The sequence below is a fragment of the Paenibacillus sp. FSL R7-0652 genome (assembly GCF_038595045.1).
GTDB lineage: Bacteria > Bacillota > Bacilli > Paenibacillales > Paenibacillaceae > Paenibacillus.
Window position 1 is genome coordinate 5,638,933 of record NZ_CP152001.1, and the last position, 20,247, is coordinate 5,659,179.

The 20,247-nt window shown below is 46.2% G+C and carries 19 protein-coding genes; 3 read left to right on the forward strand and 16 right to left on the reverse strand.

From position 1 onward, the window contains the following. Positions 1–15: 15 nt before the first annotated feature. The 9 genes from MKY97_RS24835 to MKY97_RS24875 form a co-directional block, all read right to left on the reverse strand. On the reverse strand, positions 16–1,512 hold the full coding sequence (locus tag MKY97_RS24835; RefSeq protein ID WP_342552877.1) for a lipase: 1,497 nt from the start codon (positions 1,510–1,512) through the stop codon (positions 16–18). An 84-nt stretch (positions 1,513–1,596) separates the two neighbouring features. After that, the gene (locus MKY97_RS24840; protein WP_342552878.1) at positions 1,597–3,084 is read right to left on the reverse strand and encodes a glycoside hydrolase family 32 protein; all 1,488 of its coding nucleotides are present in this window, start codon (positions 3,082–3,084) and stop codon (positions 1,597–1,599) included. A 45-nt stretch (positions 3,085–3,129) separates the two neighbouring features. Continuing rightward, a complete protein-coding gene (locus MKY97_RS24845; protein WP_342556449.1) occupies positions 3,130–3,957 on the reverse strand; it encodes a carbohydrate ABC transporter permease in 828 nt (275 codons plus the stop codon). Continuing rightward, a complete protein-coding gene (locus tag MKY97_RS24850; protein WP_342552879.1) occupies positions 3,957–4,841 on the reverse strand; it encodes a sugar ABC transporter permease in 885 nt (294 codons plus the stop codon). Before MKY97_RS24850 ends, MKY97_RS24845 begins: the two co-directional genes overlap by 1 nt. 166 nt (positions 4,842–5,007) lie before the next feature. Further along, a complete protein-coding gene (locus MKY97_RS24855; protein ID WP_342552880.1) occupies positions 5,008–6,339 on the reverse strand; it encodes an ABC transporter substrate-binding protein in 1,332 nt (443 codons plus the stop codon). A 193-nt stretch (positions 6,340–6,532) separates the two neighbouring features. Next, positions 6,533–7,513 carry a LacI family DNA-binding transcriptional regulator gene (locus tag MKY97_RS24860; protein ID WP_342552881.1) on the reverse strand — a complete coding sequence of 327 codons (981 nt, stop codon included), beginning with the start codon at positions 7,511–7,513 and terminating at the stop codon, positions 6,533–6,535. A 91-nt stretch (positions 7,514–7,604) separates the two neighbouring features. Then, entirely contained in the window at positions 7,605–8,048 is a 444-nt protein-coding gene (locus MKY97_RS24865) for a FixH family protein (RefSeq protein WP_342552882.1), read from the reverse strand. A 120-nt stretch (positions 8,049–8,168) separates the two neighbouring features. Continuing rightward, positions 8,169–8,621, reverse strand: coding sequence for a disulfide oxidoreductase (locus MKY97_RS24870; protein ID WP_342552883.1), 453 nt, complete (start codon positions 8,619–8,621; stop codon positions 8,169–8,171). Between the two features lie 238 nt (positions 8,622–8,859). Continuing rightward, the gene (locus MKY97_RS24875; protein WP_342552884.1) at positions 8,860–10,506 is read right to left on the reverse strand and encodes a copper amine oxidase N-terminal domain-containing protein; all 1,647 of its coding nucleotides are present in this window, start codon (positions 10,504–10,506) and stop codon (positions 8,860–8,862) included. Positions 10,507–10,894: 388 nt separating this feature from the next. Between MKY97_RS24875 and MKY97_RS24880 the strand changes: the two genes are divergently transcribed. Beyond that, positions 10,895–11,101 carry a hypothetical protein gene (locus MKY97_RS24880; protein ID WP_311278476.1) on the forward strand — a complete coding sequence of 69 codons (207 nt, stop codon included), beginning with the start codon at positions 10,895–10,897 and terminating at the stop codon, positions 11,099–11,101. Between the two features lie 17 nt (positions 11,102–11,118). Here MKY97_RS24880 and MKY97_RS24885 read toward each other — a convergent pair whose 3' ends face one another. Beyond that, positions 11,119–11,991: a phosphotransferase gene (locus MKY97_RS24885; protein ID WP_342552885.1), complete on the reverse strand. Its 873-nt coding sequence runs from the start codon at positions 11,989–11,991 to the stop codon at positions 11,119–11,121. A 207-nt stretch (positions 11,992–12,198) separates the two neighbouring features. Between MKY97_RS24885 and MKY97_RS24890 the strand changes: the two genes are divergently transcribed. Both MKY97_RS24890 and MKY97_RS24895 read left to right on the forward strand, forming a co-directional pair. Next, the gene (locus MKY97_RS24890) at positions 12,199–13,308 is read left to right on the forward strand and encodes a hypothetical protein (protein ID WP_342552886.1); all 1,110 of its coding nucleotides are present in this window, start codon (positions 12,199–12,201) and stop codon (positions 13,306–13,308) included. 268 nt (positions 13,309–13,576) lie between these two features. Next, on the forward strand, positions 13,577–13,852 hold the full coding sequence (locus MKY97_RS24895) for a WXG100 family type VII secretion target (protein WP_342552887.1): 276 nt from the start codon (positions 13,577–13,579) through the stop codon (positions 13,850–13,852). 66 nt (positions 13,853–13,918) lie between these two features. Here the strand turns inward: MKY97_RS24895 and MKY97_RS24900 are convergent, their stop codons facing one another. From MKY97_RS24900 to MKY97_RS24925, 6 genes are all read right to left on the reverse strand, one after another. Continuing rightward, positions 13,919–14,188, reverse strand: a complete 270-nt coding sequence (locus tag MKY97_RS24900; RefSeq protein WP_342552888.1) for a DUF4176 domain-containing protein — start codon at positions 14,186–14,188, stop codon at positions 13,919–13,921. A 57-nt stretch (positions 14,189–14,245) separates the two neighbouring features. Then, on the reverse strand, positions 14,246–14,971 hold the full coding sequence (locus MKY97_RS24905) for a hypothetical protein (RefSeq protein WP_342552889.1): 726 nt from the start codon (positions 14,969–14,971) through the stop codon (positions 14,246–14,248). Further along, a complete protein-coding gene (locus tag MKY97_RS24910; protein WP_342552890.1) occupies positions 14,972–15,934 on the reverse strand; it encodes a hypothetical protein in 963 nt (320 codons plus the stop codon). Positions 15,935–15,975: 41 nt separating this feature from the next. Next, positions 15,976–16,863 carry a hypothetical protein gene (locus MKY97_RS24915; protein WP_342552891.1) on the reverse strand — a complete coding sequence of 296 codons (888 nt, stop codon included), beginning with the start codon at positions 16,861–16,863 and terminating at the stop codon, positions 15,976–15,978. Between the two features lie 181 nt (positions 16,864–17,044). After that, entirely contained in the window at positions 17,045–18,109 is a 1,065-nt protein-coding gene (locus MKY97_RS24920; protein ID WP_342552892.1) for a hypothetical protein, read from the reverse strand. Positions 18,110–18,201: 92 nt separating this feature from the next. Next, positions 18,202–19,929, reverse strand: a complete 1,728-nt coding sequence (locus tag MKY97_RS24925) for a DUF6138 family protein (RefSeq protein ID WP_342552893.1) — start codon at positions 19,927–19,929, stop codon at positions 18,202–18,204. Positions 19,930–20,247 lie beyond the last annotated feature (318 nt).

Sequence of the window (20,247 nt, forward strand, 5' to 3'; positions counted from 1 at the left end):
GCCTTTCCGGAAGACTTATTCCGCCTGTTTGCTGCGAACCTTTGTATACTCGTTATCATACGTTACTTCGGGAAATTTTGCCGAACTGCCCTGCAGCAAAGGCTGCGCTTCTCCTTTCAGGTAACGGTCAAAAAAGGCAAGCGCATAACTTCTCGTAATATCGATATTATGCTCTGCAGGCATGTCCTTGGCAAATAACCGCGGTGAAATTAACGCAATATCGGTAAAACTCTGATGAAAAAATCCATCCACGGTTAGATAATAGGTATCATTCAGACTGTTCTTCATTACATGTTGGAGATCGGGTTCAAACTCGGGATAGAATAATTTTTCATGCTCCGTAGGATTCGGTCCCAAACTTTTGGCTGTTTTGCCAGACATGATGTACATAAAAGGTTGTTTCAGCGAAGACTTGGATACACTGCCCCAAAATCCGCCTTCCAAACTGAGCCCAGCTTGAAAACGTTCATCCTGTGCCAGTGCTTCTGCTGTTGTCGCTCCGCCATACGAGTGTCCCATAATACCCGTATGATTCAAATCAAGTCTGCCTTCCAGCACCTGATTGGGATCGTTCACATTCCACTGTTCAAGTGTGTCGAGTACAAAACGTGCATCGGCCGCACGTATGCCCACTCCCTGCACATTATATTGATACAGTTCTTCCGATGCTGTAAATTCAGGCCCGGCATCATAAGAAACCTTATGACCATCCGGGAAGGTTACTTGAGCCGACGTATACGGATGATCCATTCCTACAACAATATAACCGTGGCTGACCAGTTCCTCCACCGCCGTCATACTCTGAAAACGAGCCGAACGGACACCGGGAGAGAACAGGACAACGGGATAAGAACTGCTTGCATTAGACATCGCTGCACCCTTGACCACATGTGTCGGTATCGTGTCTAGGTAACTGAACACCTGAGGCGGGATGCCAAACACCAGACTGATCGCTTCCCCCAATTCGGCAGGGTATGACTCCGGTTTAATGCCTTCTGCAACTTCTGGATCTACTGGATACCACACATTAATCATCAGTTCCCGCTTGTCCCCTGCTTCAGGAGAAAGAGTCTCCTCACGGGATTCATCTACAATTCGCTGTGAAAATGTACCGATAGCAAATTGTCCTGTTGGCTCGGGTATCGTAAATGTCGGGAAATACCAGGTCAGCAGCCCTGATCCGATGCCAGAGAAAGCCGTAAGAAGCAGGATGAACAAACCGCGCAGCCAGGTACGCAATCTCGATTTCTTGTTATACGGTGCTGGTACATCGCCTTCACCGCGAAGGCTCCATTTCACAAGTTGAACGATGAACAGAATGCAAAGTACGAGAGCAACAATATAGGATGGCAGCAGCATCACGCGCAATGAATCAATAACTGCATGCAGCAGAAATGCAATGATCAACGCAGTAAGTCCAACTATCGCAAGCTTTCTGCGTTTTGAATAAAACGGCAAACCCAGCGCCCCTGCTATCGTTACCAGTACGAATATCCATTCAAATAATTTCATGATTTTCCCTCCAAATGCGGTTGATACAACAAGAATAAACCTTGAAGTATACTTCAAGGTCAAGGGGTATTCCTGCATTCGGAGTTATACTTGTAGATCCCATTTGCGAAGCTCGGTCAGTGTGCATCTTCCTTGTGAAAAAACTTCAATCCCTTTAGAGTTGGGGTCAGGATATATCCGTGCTGACATAACCTGTTCTCCCTGCTGAATAAAAACCTCAATCGAACTAATGTCTACAAAAATACGAAGCTCCAGTTTGCCTTCACGAAGCTCTACTGTCGCTGCACGCTCTCCGCCAAGTCCTTGTCCGGCTCGATCGCGATTCATGCTTAAACGACGCTCCTGTACATCATAAGCAATAACGGTTTCCTCGTGTTCGCTTGTGCGCAGTTTTAATCCAAAACACTGAGCCTCCGCTGCGTCAAACACAGCATGCAATTCATAACAATCGCCGCTGATGCCAAGATCATGTGTGCCATCTTCTACTGAACGAGCCTTTTGTTCCACACCTGAAACTCTGTACTTGGAAAGTTCGGGAAGCGGCTGGAATATCAAACGTTCTCCCTCACGAATCAATTGGCGCGGCAGCGTCATGGCCCCTGCCCAGGCGTGGGATGCTTGTGTGGGTATTTCACTCTCCCATGTCTCCATCCAGGCCATCATTATTCTTCGTCCTTGTGCATCCTCCATCGTCTGGGGTGCGTAGAAATCGAAGCCGCAATCAAGCGGAACATACTCGTCATATTGAAGCACTCCCTTGTCCGTATCCAGTGTTCCCATCATGTATACGGTGGAGTGTAGATTCCGATACTGTTCACCTTGGGCTGGCATACGCTGCGGGGACATGATCAGCACATCCCGGTCATCCAGCGAAAATACATCTGGACATTCCCAGTTGTCCCCGAGCGTTCCGTCGCTCTGAGCCAGCACGTTAACATAAGTCCAGTTCAGCAAGTCTGCTGAACGATACAGCAGAATCCTTCCGTTTCCGGCATCATCGTTGGACCCAAGCACACAATAGTACATGCCGTTACGTTCAAACACTTTTGGATCACGAAAATCCTTAGGACTTGCATGTTCTGGAATCTGATGCAGTCCAATAACCGGATTCAGCTCGCTTTTGACAAAATCAACGCCGTTCTCTGATACAGCAATATTCTGCGTCTGGCGATAATCCTTATCTTTATCTGGTCCGGTGACTACATGCCCCGTATACATGAGTACAAGTTTGCCATCCTGAACAATAGCACTACCTGAGAAGCAACCATCACGATCATACGGGTGATCCGGTGCTAATGCCACAGGCAGATACGACCATGTCACCAAATCATGACTTACGGCGTGGCCCCAATGCATCGGTCCCCACACCGGTTTGTAAGGATAATATTGATAGAACATATGATACATGCCATTAAAATAAATAAATCCATTGGGATCATTCATCCAGCCGACTTCCGGCATCAGGTGATACCCTAGACGATAGACGGGACTAACGTTGTGACGATGTTCCTCTATATACGCCTTTGCCCTTTCAAGGGTATAACGATTTTCGATCTGCGCTTCATGCTTCATATGTCTTCACTCCAGTCTCTGTATCTCTATCTCGCCTTGCTGAACTTATTTAATGGCGCCCTGCATAACTCCCTGAATGATATACTTCTGTGCAAAAAGATATACAATCAGTACAGGCAGCAGTGTCAATACCAATCCAGCCATCAGCGGACCATAATCCACCGTGTACGTTCCGTAAAAATAAAAGGTGGACAACGGCAGCGTCCGCTGCTCGGACGACGTAAGCACGAGCGATGGAAGCAAAAAGTCGTTCCATATCCATAAAACGTTCAGCACACTGATCGTAACGGTAGTAGGCAGCAGTACCGGAAGTACGATTCGGAAAAAAGTCTGCACTCTGCCGCAGCCGTCCATCAGAGCAGCTTCTTCCAGTTCCAACGGGATACTTTTGACAAATCCATGGTAAATAAATACGGCAAGAGGGCTGCCAAAGCCAATATACATATAAATCAGTGACCACTTGTTATCCAGCAGACCAAGTGAGCCGTAAATTTTCACGAGAGGAATCATAATCGCCTGAAACGGAATAATCATCGCAGCTACCATCAGGAAAAAGAGATACTGATTCAGCTTGCTGTGGTGTCGAACAAAATAATGTGCAGTCATCGCAGAGAAGAGTGCAATAAGCAGTACGCCAGCCACCGTAATCAGCAAGGAGTTGCTGAAGGCCGATAAATAACCCATTTTATCAAACGCATTTGCGTAATTTTCCAGTTGAAAAGAAACAGGCAGGCCGAGCGGGTCAGAAGTAATGGCCTGATTGGCTTTAAATGAATTCAAGATCAGCAGTACAAAGGGAAATACGAACAGGATCATGCCAACAATTAAGGCTGCGAGTTTCAGTCCGTTCAGAATACGTGATTGTCCAGCCATCATGCCTCGACCTCCAGCTTTTTGCTAAAATACACCTGAAGCAATGTAATGGTCGCCACAAGGATAAACAGAACAAGGGCTTCAGCCTGGCCCAGCCCATAGTCACGTGCGAGAAAAGCTTGTTCATATACATGCATGGATACCATCTCTGTACTTTTGAAAGGACCGCCACTTGTCAGGGAAACATTCAGATCGTACACCATAAATCCGCGCTGCAGTGACAGGAAGACACACACAATAAAGGAAGGAACCATCAGTGGCAGTACGATGCGCATGAGCATTTTGCGATTGCTTGCTCCATCAATGCTTGCCGCTTCCAGCACATCTCTTGGTACGTTCATCAAACCGGCTATATAAATGACCATCATATAACCTGCATACTGCCAAACAGTCACGATAACAAGTGCCCAGAAAGCTTTGTCCGGATCAGCCAGCCAAGAGGCGGAGAAGAACGGCATGTTCAGTTTTTGACCTGCAAATACAAGTACCTGATTAAAAATAAACTGCCAGATGAAACCAAGTACAATACCCCCTACAAGATTGGGCAGGAAGAAACCGGCCCGAAACCAGCCTTGTGCCTTGATTCCCCTGGTTACGGCATATGCAAGCAGAAAAGCAGCTACGTTGGTTAACACAACCGTAATAAATACATACTCCAGCGTCATACCAAATGACTGCCAGAACACTGTATCTTTAAACACACCGATGTAATTATCCCAACCAACAAAGCTTTGGTCTACTGCAATGCCATCCCAGTTCGTAAATGTTAAATAGATACCGTACAAAAACGGAATAATCATGACTGCAGCAAAAGCAAATAATGTAGGGCCCGTAAATATCAGGCGAGTGCGCAGACGTGTCCATAATCCTTTTTCAGTAAGCATTGTCATCCTCCACTCTATCGCTCTCCAAGTCATGAACCTGACAGTTCGCCGATATGATGGGTCAGTCAGAAGTAACTTATACTGCTTTCTGTCTGACCCATATCAGGCTTCAGTCCTGTGGAGAAAAACTTCCCATGATGCTGTGTGTAAAGCTGTACTAATTCATTTATTTCACGTTAGTCCAGTAAGCTTGAATCTCGCTGGCAAGTCCTGCGCGATCAACAACATTAGCCAAATATTTCTGCATGGAAGCTCCCAATTTGGACCAATGATCGGCTGGAAGGGTGCTCATGGATTCTTCAATTTTGCCTGCTTTGATGTATTCACTAATGGATTTGCCAAGCGGGTCCGCTGGCTCCAGCTTAATGTTACTGAATGCTGGAATGATGCTGGCTTGTTTCACCAGGAAATCCTGACCTTTCTCTTTGTAAACGATCCAGTCCAAAAACTTCTTCGCAGCATCTTGTTGTGCTGGTGTACTTTTTTCTTTGTCCAGCAAAATACGTTTGGAGACGGCGGCAGAGATCTGTGAATTGCCGAAGTCGGCTGCATTATTGCTTACAGGAACCGGCAGGAAGCCGTATTTCCCATCTGCTGTATCAAATCCGGAAATTTGCGGCCAAGCCCAGTTTCCCATGAACCAGATTCCCACTTCGCCCTTGCCGAGCACTTCGGGTCCACGCTCATACGTACCGGAAAGTGGTGAAGCCTTGTCGATATTGTACGTTTTCATCACATCAAAGGTATCCATCAAACCATTAAACACAGCGTTGGACGCCAGATCTACTTTGCCTGCTTTCAGATCGTTCATGAATTGATCCACTTGGGAACGGTCCGCGGATTGTCCGCCATAAGCAAGCGGCAGGTAATGCGCTCCAAGCGACCAATCCATGGGTGAAATAATCAAAGGTGCTTTGCCGGCAGCTGCTATTTTTTTGAACAAGTCCTCCAGCTGCGCTGTGGTCTCTACCGATTTGGGATCAAATGTGCCGCCTACCGCTTGATCCAGCACTTTCTGGTTATAGATGAATCCATATCCTTCAATGGAGAAAGGGAAAGCGTAATTTTTGCCATCAAACGTTGTAGCTGTTGTACTGTTCTCTACTGCGTCTTTCATCCAAGGCTCCGAGGTAAGGTCAAGAACACGATCCTTGAACTTCTCAACATCCCCGGTATCCAGCATCATCATCGTTGTCGGATTACCTGATGCATAGAGGGCAGAGGCCTTTTCAAACGGAGACTGTCCACTGCCTACAGGCACAATTTCAAGTGTAATATTTGGATTTTCCGCTTGAAAGTCTTTGGCTGCCTGCTCCAATTGATTGTTAATCTCTGATTTGGAGTTGAGCATCGTTATTTTAATATTCTCGCTTCCACCATCATTTGACCCCGGGGAAGCATTCGAATCCGTGCCTGCTTTCCCACCGCAGGCTGATAGAACCAGCATCATAATTAATGACAAAACCCAAATCCCCATCCACCGTTGTTCTTTTTTCATCTTGTTATGGCCCCCATTCATTAGTGTAAAGAGGAAACGCTTACAAGTCAGATTATAATGTCAAAGGTTTGACATGTCAATCGTTTGACATATCGATCAAAATAATTTTTTTTGACTGATTTTTCTTCTGATTTCAAATAAGCCACGAGAGTTCCTACCTCTCGCTTCCACGAGAAAAAGGAGACAACCCGATTCAGGTTGTCTCCCGCTCCACCAATGTTACAGGAAAAATATTCTCCATATTTACCTGTTCCTCTGCGATCTGGCGCCGAATCAGCTCAACGGCCAGCTCAGCCATATCTTCTACCGGCTGTCTGATCGTCGTAATTCCGGGCACAGTGTAGCAAGCTGAACGGCTGTCGTCGTATCCAATAATAGCGATGTCCTCGGGTACCCTGCGTCCGCTAGAAATCGTTTTTTTAAGCGCATGAACAGCCATAAGATCACTCGTTACAAATAATCCGTCCAACAGCGGCTGCTCTGTGAGCAGTTTATCCATTAATTCCGTATACTGATGCTGATCAAACACATTGAGATCGGTTTCATAAATCATGATTGGCTTGACCCCATGTGCCTCCAGCGTATCCAGAAAGCCTGTCGTACGACGATTAGAAAGCATATTCAACCCCAAATTACCACAGATATGAGCTATATGCCTTCTCCCCTTGGAGAGCAGTAACTCCGCCGCCATGACACCGCCCTGATAATTATCGGAGGATATATACGGAATGTCCTCTCCAATCTGTCGATCAAAAGTTACAATGGGAGAATGGAGATTAACGTATTCATCCACTTCAAGTGTGTGGCTCCCCATGATAATTCCATCAACCCGATTTCCTTTAAGCATCTCTACATATTCACGTTCTTTGGAAGGGTCCATATGAGAGTTGCACAGCATGATTTTGAAACCATTCTGGTATGCATAATACTCTACATAACTGGCCAGTTCTCCGAAAAACGGATGGGATACATCTGGAATGATCAAACCAATAAGGTTGGACTGCTTGCGCAGCAGGGAACGGGCAATCTCATTGGGTCTATAATTCAGCTCGTCCATCGTTTGGTAGACTTTGTCACGTGTCTTCTGACTGATATAACCCCTGTTGTTCAATACACGCGAGACGGTAGTTACTGAAACACCTGCCTTGAGTGCAACATCGTGAATAGTTGCCATAGTAGCCTCTTTTCCAATCTACATTCTTTTATCCACCATCATTATATACCTATTTCACGTTTAGGATCATCCCACTGCTCTCATGGCTGCATTATTCCACGACAACTTTGGCCCTCGGCATGGTGTGCATTGCACCTGAAGTCACATGGGCCTGAACAACGTATACCCCCGGCTCCAGAAATGTATGTTTCACTTCATATATCCCATCGCCTACAGAACTGGCCTTTACTGCCCCACGCGCCTCGAGCTCATCGGCATTCATCATCCCCTTCTCAATGGAAGGGGCCTCAGGTTCGTTCTGTTCATTCCAGATTTGGAACTGTACATGATCCGCATCATTCACAGGCTGCTCTCCCTGAGTCAATTGAATCTGTAAAGCAGCCTCTTCGCTCACCTTCACCTTATCCGGAATCATCATTTTTACTCGAATCATCTCTGGCATCTCACCTGAAGCGGACCCCTCCGTGTAGGAGCAGCCGGTCATAAAAAGAATCAGTATGAGCAAAGGCATATACCAGCGAGCTTGTCCCTTCATCACCATTGTTCCTTTCCGAGTACGAAGATTTAAAAAGAACACTTCATACGAAGATTTAAGAAGAACACTTCATACGTAGATTTAAAAAAACACTTAATATAGAAGGTTTAAGAAAAATGCTTAAATAGAAGATTTAGATGTTTTGCCAATTCCCCACAGCATGACAATAATGATGATAAATGCGATCAGCGCCAGCAGCGGAATCGTGATAAAACCAAACCAGTTCAGATAGTCGGTGTAACATGGTACCTTACCGCATGCCACCGCATTGCCCGTAGCCGAGAAGATCCGTTGAATAGTAACGTGATACAAGGAGATACCACCTCCGATAAAGCTCAGTGGAAGCACGTATTTGGTAATCCCTACGTCATCCTTGAAGTACGCGATCCCGAGCAGAATCGTTAACGGATACATAAAGATGCGCTGGAACCAGCACAGATCACATGGAAGAAAATCTTTGATTTCACTAAAATAAAGACTTCCCCCGGTTGCAATGACAGACACAGCCCAGGCAATAAATAAACGGGTATCCACACCTCGTGCGGGCTTCTCTGAATGGGATGCTGAACTCATACCTCTGTCCTCCTCTTTCAATGTTCATTTTGAATAATTAAATAACACTTTGTATTTCTCGAGTTATTAGAATGCTTATGTAATTGATTACGCGATTAATTATACCAAATATTTGCTCTTTCAGGCGAATACAAAAAAGCTGCCACATGGACAGCTTTTTCGGTATGAATATGAGATTGATGATATCAACTGATAAAGTGTATTGGCGCACAGCATCGATATTTGCGTTACGTTTGCCTTACATTGCTTTAGTCAGCGTAATGGAACCATCTTTCTGAGCCCATTTCACATTCCATTGCAGCAATTCAGCAATGAAACGCAGCGGTACTTGTGTACGTCCGTCTTTGTTTACAAACACGGTGGAACCAACGTTTTTCTTCGTGCCGTTCACTTCCATGACCGTGTTATTCACCCAGAATACGAGTGTATCATTACCGGCCATAACTGTAACTTGCTGAGCCTTTTTGTCCCACTTCACTGTCGCGCCAATGCCTTCACTCAGGAAACGCAGCGGGATGTATGTTGTATTTTTCCAAAGTACAGGTGTGGTATCCATGTTCGTTGTTTTGTCGTTAATTTTCAGCATTTTGCTGTTCAGCTTCATCCATACTGTTGTCATGTCCGGAGCTGGTGTTGGTGCAGGCATGGTAGGTGCTGTCTCTTGGAACTTGTCGTTGAATTGGGTCACAATGGCATTACCCAGCGCTTGACCTACCCCGAACATCACTTTGAAGCCTTCACGGTTCGTCGTGTAAGAAGCATCATAGCTGCCTGCTGCATATTGATCCAGCACTTTTTGCACTTGATTTTCATGCGTCGTCAGGGCTTGTTGTGCTGCCGATTTCGGCAGGTTGCCCGCTGTTGCGGAATCCAGGAATGTAGCGAACTCCGTTGTAAATCCGTCGATCCGTTTTTGCACGGATGCACGCGCAGTCGCATCATTATCTTTTACCGCTTTGACATAATCACTTTGAGCATTGACATGGTCCGTCACCCAGATTTTCTCGAATGCATTCGCTCCTTCATTACCATAGATAGAAGCAATCGCGGCTTTGAAGTCTGCCGTATTTCCAGCTTCTGCTGTAACAAGGGCACCCGATGCCGCTGTGCGCCCATCATACTGCTCCTGCATTTGCAGAGCGGAAAGCGCAAAGTGCTCCGAAGCCAAGTGATTGAGTGCAGATCTCAAATCAGCTGCTTTGGTATCTGCTTTGGTGTTGTTAAATTTCTCAGGCATTTGTGTAGTAATCGCGGTGGAAAGTGCTTTACTTACGTCGAACATTTCCTTGAACCCTTCACGATATGCCTTGTATGCATCGGTGTAATCTCCGGCTACGTACTCATCGAATACTTTTTGCACGAGGTCTTCATGCACTTTCAATGCTTGTTTAGCCGCGTTTTTCGGCAGCTTACCTTCTGTTGCTGTGCTCAGGAATGTGGAGAATTCATCCACGAATCCGTTGATGTTATCCTGTGCTTGCTTGATGCCGGCCTGATTGCCCATCTTAGTGGCTTTCACCAGATCGTCGGTATATTTGTTATGTGCACGGAAGATGCGTTCGAATTCTTTGGCACCTGCTTCACCGTAGAGCGAAGCAATCGCCGGCTGCATATCCAATGCATTTTGGTCGAGTGCTTTGTAGGCTGCATCGGCATCTTTTGCTCCATCATAAGCTTTCGCCATAGCCGTTACCGCCAACGCAAAGTGCTCGGACAGCAGATGATCCAGGTTTGCTCTAAGGTCAGCCGCAGGGGTGTTTACGGATGCTTTCATCATCGTCATGGAAGTGGAAGTCTGGGGTGCAGCAGCAGCTCCCGCGATTCCTGGCATTAACAGCGACAAGCTAAGTACAGGTGCAATAAAAGTTTTCATTTTCATCTTCATTGGTAAGTCACTCCTTAAGTATGTTTGTGTATCTTTGTTCTTTGTCGTTGTCTTCATAGGGTGTAACGCACGGTTCTCCATTCTGGATCACATCGCAGGCAAAAAAAATTACAGCTTTCGATAAAGAAAGCCGCAATTCCTTGATACATCTAGGTTTTTTTAACTAAAAAAAAATAAAGTTCTAGTGATCCGAGTCTAAAACACACAACTCAAACTGTAATATATCGTATAGATATCATTCATTTTTCCATCTACATAGTGTATGTAAATCCTTTAAATTCAGATCACATAAATTTCCTATATTTCTCAATAATAGCTTACATTGCGAGTGAACCTGAGATACAATAGAAGCAAACACTTTCCATCGACTGGAAAAGGAGGTCAACTCATGACTTGGCTGCCTTATGCATTGGTTATCGGGATCGCCTTGTTTGGCGGAATTGCTACACTTATCATCGGAAATTCGAAAGCCAATCGCATCAGTAACCCCGAATATGATCGCCGTACACGGCAAAATTTGAGTAAACTTACATATGTATACGTGGGTGCCGTCGTACTGGGCATAGGCGGATTTGTACTGTATTTGTACAATTGATTGGGGCTGTATGAACACTAAAGTATCATCCTGTTCAAAGTTATAATTCTTTGCATGCCCTGCTCAATATACCTCACCACTGGGGAGGTAACTCCCCTCTCTCTGATTGATGCCAACCAGCCGCGCAGTATCCACAGATGGATTTGCTCATACAGTCGTTCTTTTGTGAGCAGTCCACCAGCCTCAGCATACCCTCTCATCACATCTTCCAACGCGGAGAAAAACTCATGCTCAGCTGCCGCTTCAGGAATCATTGAAGTTAGCACGGCAGCCGCATCAAAGTGTGGATCACCTCTTCTCGCTTCTCCAAAATCGATCAAAACCGTCCTCTGCTCCGTAAATAACATATTCCAGACCCCCAGATCACCGTGAACTACGCCCTCATCTCTGACTGCATACGTCATACACCGCTGTACATGTTCTTCCAGTGAACCAATAACAGCTGACGAAGAACCTCTGACTTTATCACAGACTTGTGCCCACAACAAAGGTAAAGCAAAGCGATCCGGCTGGTCAGCGATTTCAAGCCTGCCAATCAGGCTGTGAAATTGAGCAAGCATTTGGCCAAAATACACAAACTGTATGGAAGCTTGGTTAAATGGTCTCGTTCCTTCAATATAATGCTGCAGGTTATAGATCCCATCATGATCACGAACATAGGACCCTCCATTACGCGTATTCACCAGCGCCGGAGAGATATGATGCAGTGATAATACGCGATGAAGCCTGTCTTCATTTACAGCCTGCTGTTGATTTCTCAGTTTGCGCAAAACAAATCTGCCAGCTGAAGACGTAACGCATTTTGCATCTGAACTTTTCCCCTGCTCTATGGCAGCACAGCGCTGTATTCGTCCAATATTATAAAACCGCTCAATCCTGTTTACATTCATCCGTTTTCCTCCCTCCATAATCACACGATCCTGTACAAGCTGCTGCTTCTGGATCGTCAGTTAACAACTACCCGTCATCATGCAAAGATTGTTACACATGTTTACAAGTTGGAGATAATTCAGAATTATTCTGGATATGTTCGAAGGGTAATATAAAGCCATAAGGAACAGCAAGACCAAAATAACCCCCATTAAAAGGAGATATATATGATGAAAAAAAATATGAAGAAATCCGTGGCCACCATGATGGTGCTGGGTATGACCTTAACCGGAGCAGCCGGTGTATATGCCGGAACACAATTGGAGAAAATCTCGGCTTACCTCAATCACGGGATTAGCTTTAATGTAGACGGTGCAGCATACACACCGACTGACGGGAATGGTAAAAAACTTGCACCGATCACGTATAATAACTCGACTTATCTACCGGTTCGCGCATTGGCTGATGCACTGCATGTGCCTGTAACCTACGATGGTGCGAACAAACAAGTCATTATTGGTGAAACGAACAGCAATCCAACTGCATTAACCAATGTAACCTATACCGCAGCACAGAAAGCAGCTATCCAAAAGGCATTTGCGCAATTCGATGGCTTCGAGGCAGCATATGCTCCGCAGCAGATGGTTGCAGGTGACACGTTCAAAAGCGCAGCCGCTGGCGGCGATGGTGTAAGCTTTATTTTCAACCATATGAAGGTTGATGTTTCGCCGAGAGACTACTCAGACGGATACCCAGGCAAAGAAGTGAAACTATCCAACGGCGTCAGCGCCAAATGGTATACACCAAGCGATATCGGCATGCTGACATTCCAACTGGATGATCGTTATGTCACCCTTAGCTCGCCAGATCATAAGCTGTCCCAAGCACAGTTGCAACAAGTCGCTGTCTCTGTACAAAAAGTAAAGAGCGGCAATGATCAAGGTATTACTGCTTTTGAAAATGTAAGTTACTCCAAACAACAACTGGAACAGATCCATAAATCATTTGCTCAATTCGATGGCTTTACCACCGCTTATGCACCACAACATATGGTTGCGGGAGATACATTCAAAAGTGTGGGTGCAGGCGGAGATGGCGTAAACTTTGTCTTTAACCGCATGAATGTAACGGTGTCTCCTAGAGACTACTCGTTCAGCTATGACGGCAAAACAGTAAAACTGCCTAACGGTGTATCCGCCAAATGGTACACACCGGACAAAACCGACATGCTCACCTTCAAGCTGGAGGATCGTTATGTCACAATCAGCTCGCCCAACAACCAATTGACGCATACGCAGCTGGAACAGATGGCTGCAGGCGTGCAAAAAATGAAGTAATTGCAGTCCTCTTCCTCATAACGCTCATAAGGCATCATCAGATCATAAACCCATAAGATCATAAATAAAATAACAAAACACATACGATATCGGCTCTTCCGCTCTTCAGACCTGGAAGCCGTCTAGTGTGTGTTTTGTCTTGGTTATAGGCCGTTTATGCTGCTCGCAAAACGCGGCTTTTGTCCAGCTTCATTTTGATGCGGAAAGGGTTATAATAAATGAAGTTATCCCGATTTTGCAAATGTAAATAGAAAGGAATGAGTGTACTATGAATCAGCGCATTGATCTGTCGCCAGAGGAGCTGCTGCAGCTTGCCGTTCAATTCAACAAAGCTTCGCAGAATGGACAAGACATCGTTAACCAACTCAAAACGATGATTGATCAATCCGAAGGTCAATGGGAAGGCAATCGGCAGCGTGATTTTCTGGAGCGCATGAATAACAGTATGACCACTGTGAGCAGTTATTTGCGAGGTTTAATGGAGACAGGCACGCAGCTGCAGCAGACTGCGACACGTTTCCGTGAAACGGATCAGTCACGTTAACACTGATCCGTTTGTATCAAGAATACCAGCAGCCGAGGCCAACATCAGAATTGACGTAATGAATCGTCACGCCTGCTCAAGCTCTGCTGCAAAAGCCTCTTCCTCTTCATCGCTATACCCCTTGAAAATAACTTCCTCAATGTCCCCATGGTTAAATACATAAGTGTAATCCGGATTAATGTAACCTTCCGGATATGGGCAGCCAATATAGTCGAACTGCCGCGGAGGCTCGGTCATTAACATTTGCTTCCGTCCATAGATGACGAGTTTTTTGGTGCCCTCTTTCAAACGAATCACAGACCCGTTGGGCAGCAGTGCAGGTGTATTATTTTCCAAACTATTCATCCTCCTCATATCTGGTGACCTTTTGCTTAGGCCTGCTTTTTCGCTGAATTAAACCGACTCCGATCTATTCATAACTCGGCGAAGCCAGTAATATCGATGCAGATCCATAACAAAATGAAAGACAACAAAAGCCAGCAGGATATATACACATATTAGAACAACAGCCACCGTCTGCTGTGTAACGAAGGCCAGTGAAATGTTGGCCAGCAGGTATGCTCCTCCTGTAACTGCGGTTAAGGCAGCAATAGGCATACCCGTACTTTTGTCCTCCTTTTTACGCTGAGGCGGCTGCTTTAATTTTTGTAAACGAAACCTTACATACTGAGATAAGGCAAAGAAGTATACTGCAAAAGATCCAATCGCATACCATGGCGTAGTCAGACCCAGTGCTTCATAGGCGAATTTCTGTATAACTACCATAAACGAAGCTGAGCATACAAGTCCGAATACGCCTCGAAACAATACATAATTGAGCTGCAGCCTGCGCGGGACTGCAATCAGAGCAATGGCCCATAGGTTCATAACAGCCAGCGGCGGAAGCAGCAGATAGGCATACAAAGCTTGAAACGGTACACTGAATATAGGTATCAGAAGAAATACATTGAGAAAAAACAGAACGAGTGTGCCTGCGCTGAGCCGAATACCATCCGGTGCATAGATGACCAGATAATTCTCGAACGTTTCCTTGGGATACGGCGTCCCTTCATACATCACAGGACCAGCAGACGTATTTCCCTTATGCACTGAACGTTTTGAACGCTGTTTATTCGCCATCTACTTAAACCACCCCGCCACGGTAGACCAGGCTTTCTTCGCGCCATGCTTGACAACATCCTTCACCGAATCATCCTTTCCGTCACCGTCCAGGTCCATATCCAGCTTTATCCCTTCCGCAAGATAGGTTAGACCGACCGAAACTCCCAGACCAACGGCACCTACTGCCAGTACAGGTGCTGCTGCTGGCAGAACGGCTGCGGTTAGAAGAGTCGCTCCTACAGTGGTGGCTCCGCCCACAACAACGTTCCCGATAATATCACCAGCAATCTTGTCGGTGCCTGCATTTTCGCTAATATTTTCTTTGGTATCTGTAAATACATCAATACCCACACTGGCCCATCCCAGCTTGTCCGTCAGCGCTGATTTGACTCCATAACCAGGCTTGAGCATGGCGGCAATTTCCTTCATCTGCGGAGTAGCTGTTCCGTTGGCAATTTTGGCCTCAATGTCACGTAAATAATGGATTTTATAGTCTCTTGGACGCCCGTTTGGAGCCTTATTGCCTTTGACTGCATCATGGCTCTCACGAACCAGAACCCGAGGTGTATTTCGATCCAGCTGAGCTTTGACCATGTAACCGTTCTTCACTCGATATCCCAGACGGGCAACCGCCATAGCCGCGGTTACTGTACCGACCGTGCTGCCCAGCCCATCAAACGGAGCAAGCAGATTAATACCCGTCACCCCCAATTGACCACCAGCATTATCCTGCTGCTGCATCGTCTGCCGGGTTGTTTTCACATAAGCAGCCAGCTGCTGCATGCTTTGCCCTGCACTTTGAAAACGCTGCTGATGCGCCTGATACAGTCCAATGATCGTCTGCCGGTTACCCGATTGCCATGCGGCTCCTTGGATCGCATGCTGCAGCATACCATCAACCTGCTGCAGCTGTGCAGTGACTTGTTCGATCTGCTGGGCAAGTGCATTCAGATATGCTGCTTTCATAACAATCTTTGTCATGTTCAATCCCCCTAACTTTTCGGACGTAACGTCCCTCCCGTTCAGCGCACATAGGGAAGAACGGATATGGAACGTGTTGTGAGCAGAAAGAGACTCTGTACCAGCTCTTCCTCTGTTACGATGAATGCGGTAAACAGATCCTCTGTCTCCCCTTCAAGAAAGAGCCAGTTTCCACTCGTACTGCCGATAAAATAAATGACTTGTGATCTCTCATCTGCACCCCGGGTATACACTTCATATCGGCCCTGCTGCTCTAGAGCAGCTAAACTGCGGCACAAGGGCTGCACCCAGCCCTGAGCCAGATGTTTATCTTCTTCCAATATGACCTGCATTTTATCGGTTTCTTTAGCTTCTTCGGTTCTTCCGCTTTTCCCCGCTTGTTCATCACTATGTCCCGCTGGGCTTATCTCCAATTCAAACAAGCGGCGCAACGTGTCAGCCCCGATGGACGTGCGTATACTCCCTTGTCCCAGATCAGGAACAGCTTCTGGCGGAGGATCATTAATATCCAGTCGGTTACCGAGAACTTGAAACATATCCTGTAAGGAAGGGTATGAAGTGAATACGGACTGATGATGCACAGGCTTCCAGATCCACTCGACCAACTGATCACTTGATAAAAAACCATACGTTACGGATCTGCCCTGATCCGTGCTGCATAACTCCAGACGGGTTACCGCACTGCTCAGCTTGCAAGCCGTAAGCAGCGTATGTACCTGAGGTTCTATCGTAATTTCCTGATCGTTGATGTTTATTACATGATCCTGTACCAGGTCTTTGAGAAGCTGCGTGTACGAAGGTGCAGCCTCTCCCTGGCCTGCAGCAGCATGCAGCTCTGCCCGAAGCTGTTCTGCCTCTGGTATATTCAAGATTTCAAATAGAAACAGCGTCTCCGAACCGTTACACTGAAAGGATGTATATAATGACACGTGTATTCCCCTTTTCCAAAAATGAACGCCTTTAGAAAGCACTCATTCTTTTATTGTAAAAGGAACGAGGGTGCTGCTCAATGTGTCCCCATTCCTGAAGTTAAGCAGCCAAGCCTGATTATATATACCCAATTATAAATATAAAAGGCACAGCAAATATGCTGTCCCCCTATTTTTTGCTTTAGTCCATCTTCATATCTGTTAATCGGATCACCCTTCTGTAATACAGGGTATCCATCAGTTCCTCCCAATCCAGTTCATCCACATTCACATCCCGATAAAACACGGAGGCAGCCGGCAGAAAACCCAGCAGTGGGCCTGCTCCGCCATGAATCAGAGTTCCGCCATCTCCGCCTTTTGGCATCGCTTCTCCATCTGCATCCAGCGTAAGCTCGTATTTATATGGATCTCCGGCAAACTGAATACCAAAGAAATTCGGCAGCTCCAGATCATACGGTCGATGATTTGGTTCAACTGAAGAGGATGCTTCTGTTCCAGTATCTTCATCCCCGGACAGGGGATTGGCTTTATCAGCATTATGGAGATACCCGAAATGCTTCAGTCTCATCGTATAGTCAAAGTGATCGCCCCAAGGGAATAACGTGCGGCATCCGCCCCCATAGATATACTCCCACTCGTCTTCCGTCAACAAACTGAATCCAGCCGCTGTTTCTTCCCTTACAATGTCCTCCAGTTCGATCCCTTCATTAAACCAGAGAATTCGAACCTCTCCTTTGTCTTGAATCAGTTTAAATTCCAGGTGAAGTTCATATTCATTCAGCCCCGATTCCTTGAATTCGGCTAAGGCTTTAGGAAAATCATCATGCTCCTGGGCAAACGCTTCCTCCTCGGTTACCTCAATCCACCCCAGGGAGATGGTCTCACACTCCACAAGCATTGGTCCGATGTTAACTTCTCGTACAGGTGACATCTGGCCAGCCAGAAACGATTGTACGTCCTTAATCCCGTAACTGCTTGCAGTTTCGTGCAGATCAGCCGTCGTTTGCTCATCCATGCCGTGATGCCACTTTTCCCAACCTAATGTTACCTGATCACCTGGAACAAACACGAATCGCTGTTCATCGTGTGTAAATACTCCGGTCTGAGTCCGCTGTCCATATCGTTCAAACGTCTGCAACCCCTCATACTGCATCCCTTCAGGCAGCTGAAGCGCAATGCGCTGCATCCATTCCTGCTTTTCCTGCTCAGACAACCCCTGCCAGACGTCTCTCATTAAAGCTTCCATCTCAAGCTCCACCTCTCATCACATCTCATGATATCTGCTGCATTCTTTAATGGATCGCCAAGCTCATTTATTTGAATTGGTAACAGAATCGTTTATTTGCCTGCGGCCTCTGACAGCCCCAGTAATAATTCTTTTCGTTTCCCCTCCGCCTTACGGGCCAGCGCTGTCAGTTTCTCCACCTTGCCAAAAATCGGGTAAAGCACACGTTCTACTTCATATGCTTCCAGCTGCTGAACCTGTTCAAGAAGCCAATCAAGCTTTTCTTCCTGCTCGAACTCCGGCAGCAATTTGAGCTTCAGTCCGTCCGTTGAACGGCGCAAACTCTGAACGAGAAGCGGCGCTGAATCTGCTGATACCCCATATTTATCGACAAAAGCAGCAATAAACTTGTCCTGAATCATCTGATGTTCATCATCGACCTGTTCCATATAATCGTGAACCAGAGGAAAATACTGTTCATCTGCAAGTCCAAGCCCAAAGACGGCATAACTGCCAGGCATCCCGTTTTTCTCCCCTTCGGTATCGGCATAAAACTCAAATTCCTGGATGGCCGTTCGTGCGTACTGCTCCAGTAGAGGATACAGCTCAGAATATACCAGCGCATTGGCAAAAAACCGGTGTGTATCTGATTTGGCTAATCCTTTGATTGGGAGGTACTGCTTCACTTTGGATTTCAATTTGATATGATAACTTTTGGGGAATCCCTGCTCCAGCAAACGAATAATAAAGGTTAATGCCTGTTGATATGCTCCCGGTCCTTCCTGATGTATCTGAATCGTTATCCGTGCAAAAACATCATTGGCCTGGCATTCCACCAGCTCCGTTTTAACATAAGTATCTTCCGGCTTATATGTACCGCTTCCCTCGGTCAACATCCGATCTGCCTGCTTACTACCGAGCTGCTTGGCCAGTTCCAGAAATTTGAGCCCCCTTGGCTTGCTGTAACTGGGTTCGAAACGCAGAATCATCACCGCTGCATAGAGCAGCAGATCGATGGGGTGTGAAGCCTCATCCTGAGCCTGAGCCAGATCGAAATCCTGATCCATTTCCTTATCCTTACTTATATCTTTAACAAGTCCGCCAAGCTTCTGGCCTGGCTTCAACGTGTATTCATTTTCCCGATAATCTGAAATCTGAACGTCAAAATACTGAGGTAAAAACTGCCGTTCTGCCCATAATGTCAAAGCATAAATGATCGTATGACGGTGCTCGGCGAGAGCGTCCTTCCGCTCCCGATTTAACGTTTGAATCCGTTCATATTGTCTGATGATCCATGCCGTATCCAGAGAGGGAAACAACACAGGATCAAGCAGATGTTTTGCCAGAAAGTTCGTTTCAAGCGGCTTTGTCGGGTATACGCCCTTCTCCAGTTTTTGCTCCGTATACGTACGAATTCGTTCCAGCAGCTGCTGTCTTTTCTCTTCGTTGATGTATTCCAGCAGCGTCAGCTTCAGCATCCCGTCCCTCGTAGGAAATTTGCCTCTAAACGTAAACCGGTAATCAATCAGCGGTGTATCAGCCCATTCGGCTAATTTCTCCTGAACCACCTCGACCAGCCTTGGCTGGATCTCGGTGCGTACCAGTTCTTCTGTAAACCGGATCGTCTGCGTCGATAATGAGCCTTCATCCCATCCCATGTCCAGGCTATCTACAATCGTTCTTCCCGGCTTGTACAAAACAAAGATATCATCGAATATGCCCATCTGCAGTTTCGTTCGCTGGATCGTCTGCTCTAAATCCGTACGTGCCGCCTGCTCGTCAAACCATTCATGAATGGCTTGAACTATCTCTTCCAAAGCTTGTTCCAATGCTGCTGTCATTCTATCTCCTGCCTTTCGTAAAACATGTTGTATGTACTTCTGTTCTAAAACCACGATGGCCTCTATCTCAAATCAGCTCAACAGCCTGTCTATTCAACGTTAAAAATACGCATTAACATTCGCAAATCACCTATATTTTACACGTTCAACTGCACTCGCAACAATAAGTCTTACGCACGGTTGTCCCCTACTTGCTTCTGATCAAGAGTCTCTTCTCTGACGTGAAACTTCGGAGGAAGCACAAAAAAAACACCGAAATGAGATATCAGCCGCCTCGTTTCGGTGTATTTGTGAAATGGGTTGTTTCCTTGTCAGACT

Coding starts and splice junctions, on each gene's coding strand:
- MKY97_RS24835 (WP_342552877.1), bottom strand. CDS start 1,512: ATGAAATTATTTGAATGGATATTCGTACTGGTAACGATAGCAGGGGCG.
- MKY97_RS24840 (WP_342552878.1), bottom strand. CDS start 3,084: ATGAAGCATGAAGCGCAGATCGAAAATCGTTATACCCTTGAAAGGGCA.
- MKY97_RS24845 (WP_342556449.1), bottom strand. CDS start 3,957: ATGGCTGGACAATCACGTATTCTGAACGGACTGAAACTCGCAGCCTTA.
- MKY97_RS24850 (WP_342552879.1), bottom strand. CDS start 4,841: ATGCTTACTGAAAAAGGATTATGGACACGTCTGCGCACTCGCCTGATA.
- MKY97_RS24855 (WP_342552880.1), bottom strand. CDS start 6,339: ATGAAAAAAGAACAACGGTGGATGGGGATTTGGGTTTTGTCATTAATT.
- MKY97_RS24860 (WP_342552881.1), bottom strand. CDS start 7,513: ATGGCAACTATTCACGATGTTGCACTCAAGGCAGGTGTTTCAGTAACT.
- MKY97_RS24865 (WP_342552882.1), bottom strand. CDS start 8,048: ATGAAGGGACAAGCTCGCTGGTATATGCCTTTGCTCATACTGATTCTT.
- MKY97_RS24870 (WP_342552883.1), bottom strand. CDS start 8,621: ATGAGTTCAGCATCCCATTCAGAGAAGCCCGCACGAGGTGTGGATACC.
- MKY97_RS24875 (WP_342552884.1), bottom strand. CDS start 10,506: ATGAAGATGAAAATGAAAACTTTTATTGCACCTGTACTTAGCTTGTCG.
- MKY97_RS24880 (WP_311278476.1), top strand. CDS start 10,895: ATGACTTGGCTGCCTTATGCATTGGTTATCGGGATCGCCTTGTTTGGC.
- MKY97_RS24885 (WP_342552885.1), bottom strand. CDS start 11,991: ATGAATGTAAACAGGATTGAGCGGTTTTATAATATTGGACGAATACAG.
- MKY97_RS24890 (WP_342552886.1), top strand. CDS start 12,199: ATGATGAAAAAAAATATGAAGAAATCCGTGGCCACCATGATGGTGCTG.
- MKY97_RS24895 (WP_342552887.1), top strand. CDS start 13,577: ATGAATCAGCGCATTGATCTGTCGCCAGAGGAGCTGCTGCAGCTTGCC.
- MKY97_RS24905 (WP_342552889.1), bottom strand. CDS start 14,971: ATGGCGAATAAACAGCGTTCAAAACGTTCAGTGCATAAGGGAAATACG.
- MKY97_RS24910 (WP_342552890.1), bottom strand. CDS start 15,934: ATGACAAAGATTGTTATGAAAGCAGCATATCTGAATGCACTTGCCCAG.
- MKY97_RS24920 (WP_342552892.1), bottom strand. CDS start 18,109: ATGGAAGCTTTAATGAGAGACGTCTGGCAGGGGTTGTCTGAGCAGGAA.
- MKY97_RS24925 (WP_342552893.1), bottom strand. CDS start 19,929: ATGACAGCAGCATTGGAACAAGCTTTGGAAGAGATAGTTCAAGCCATT.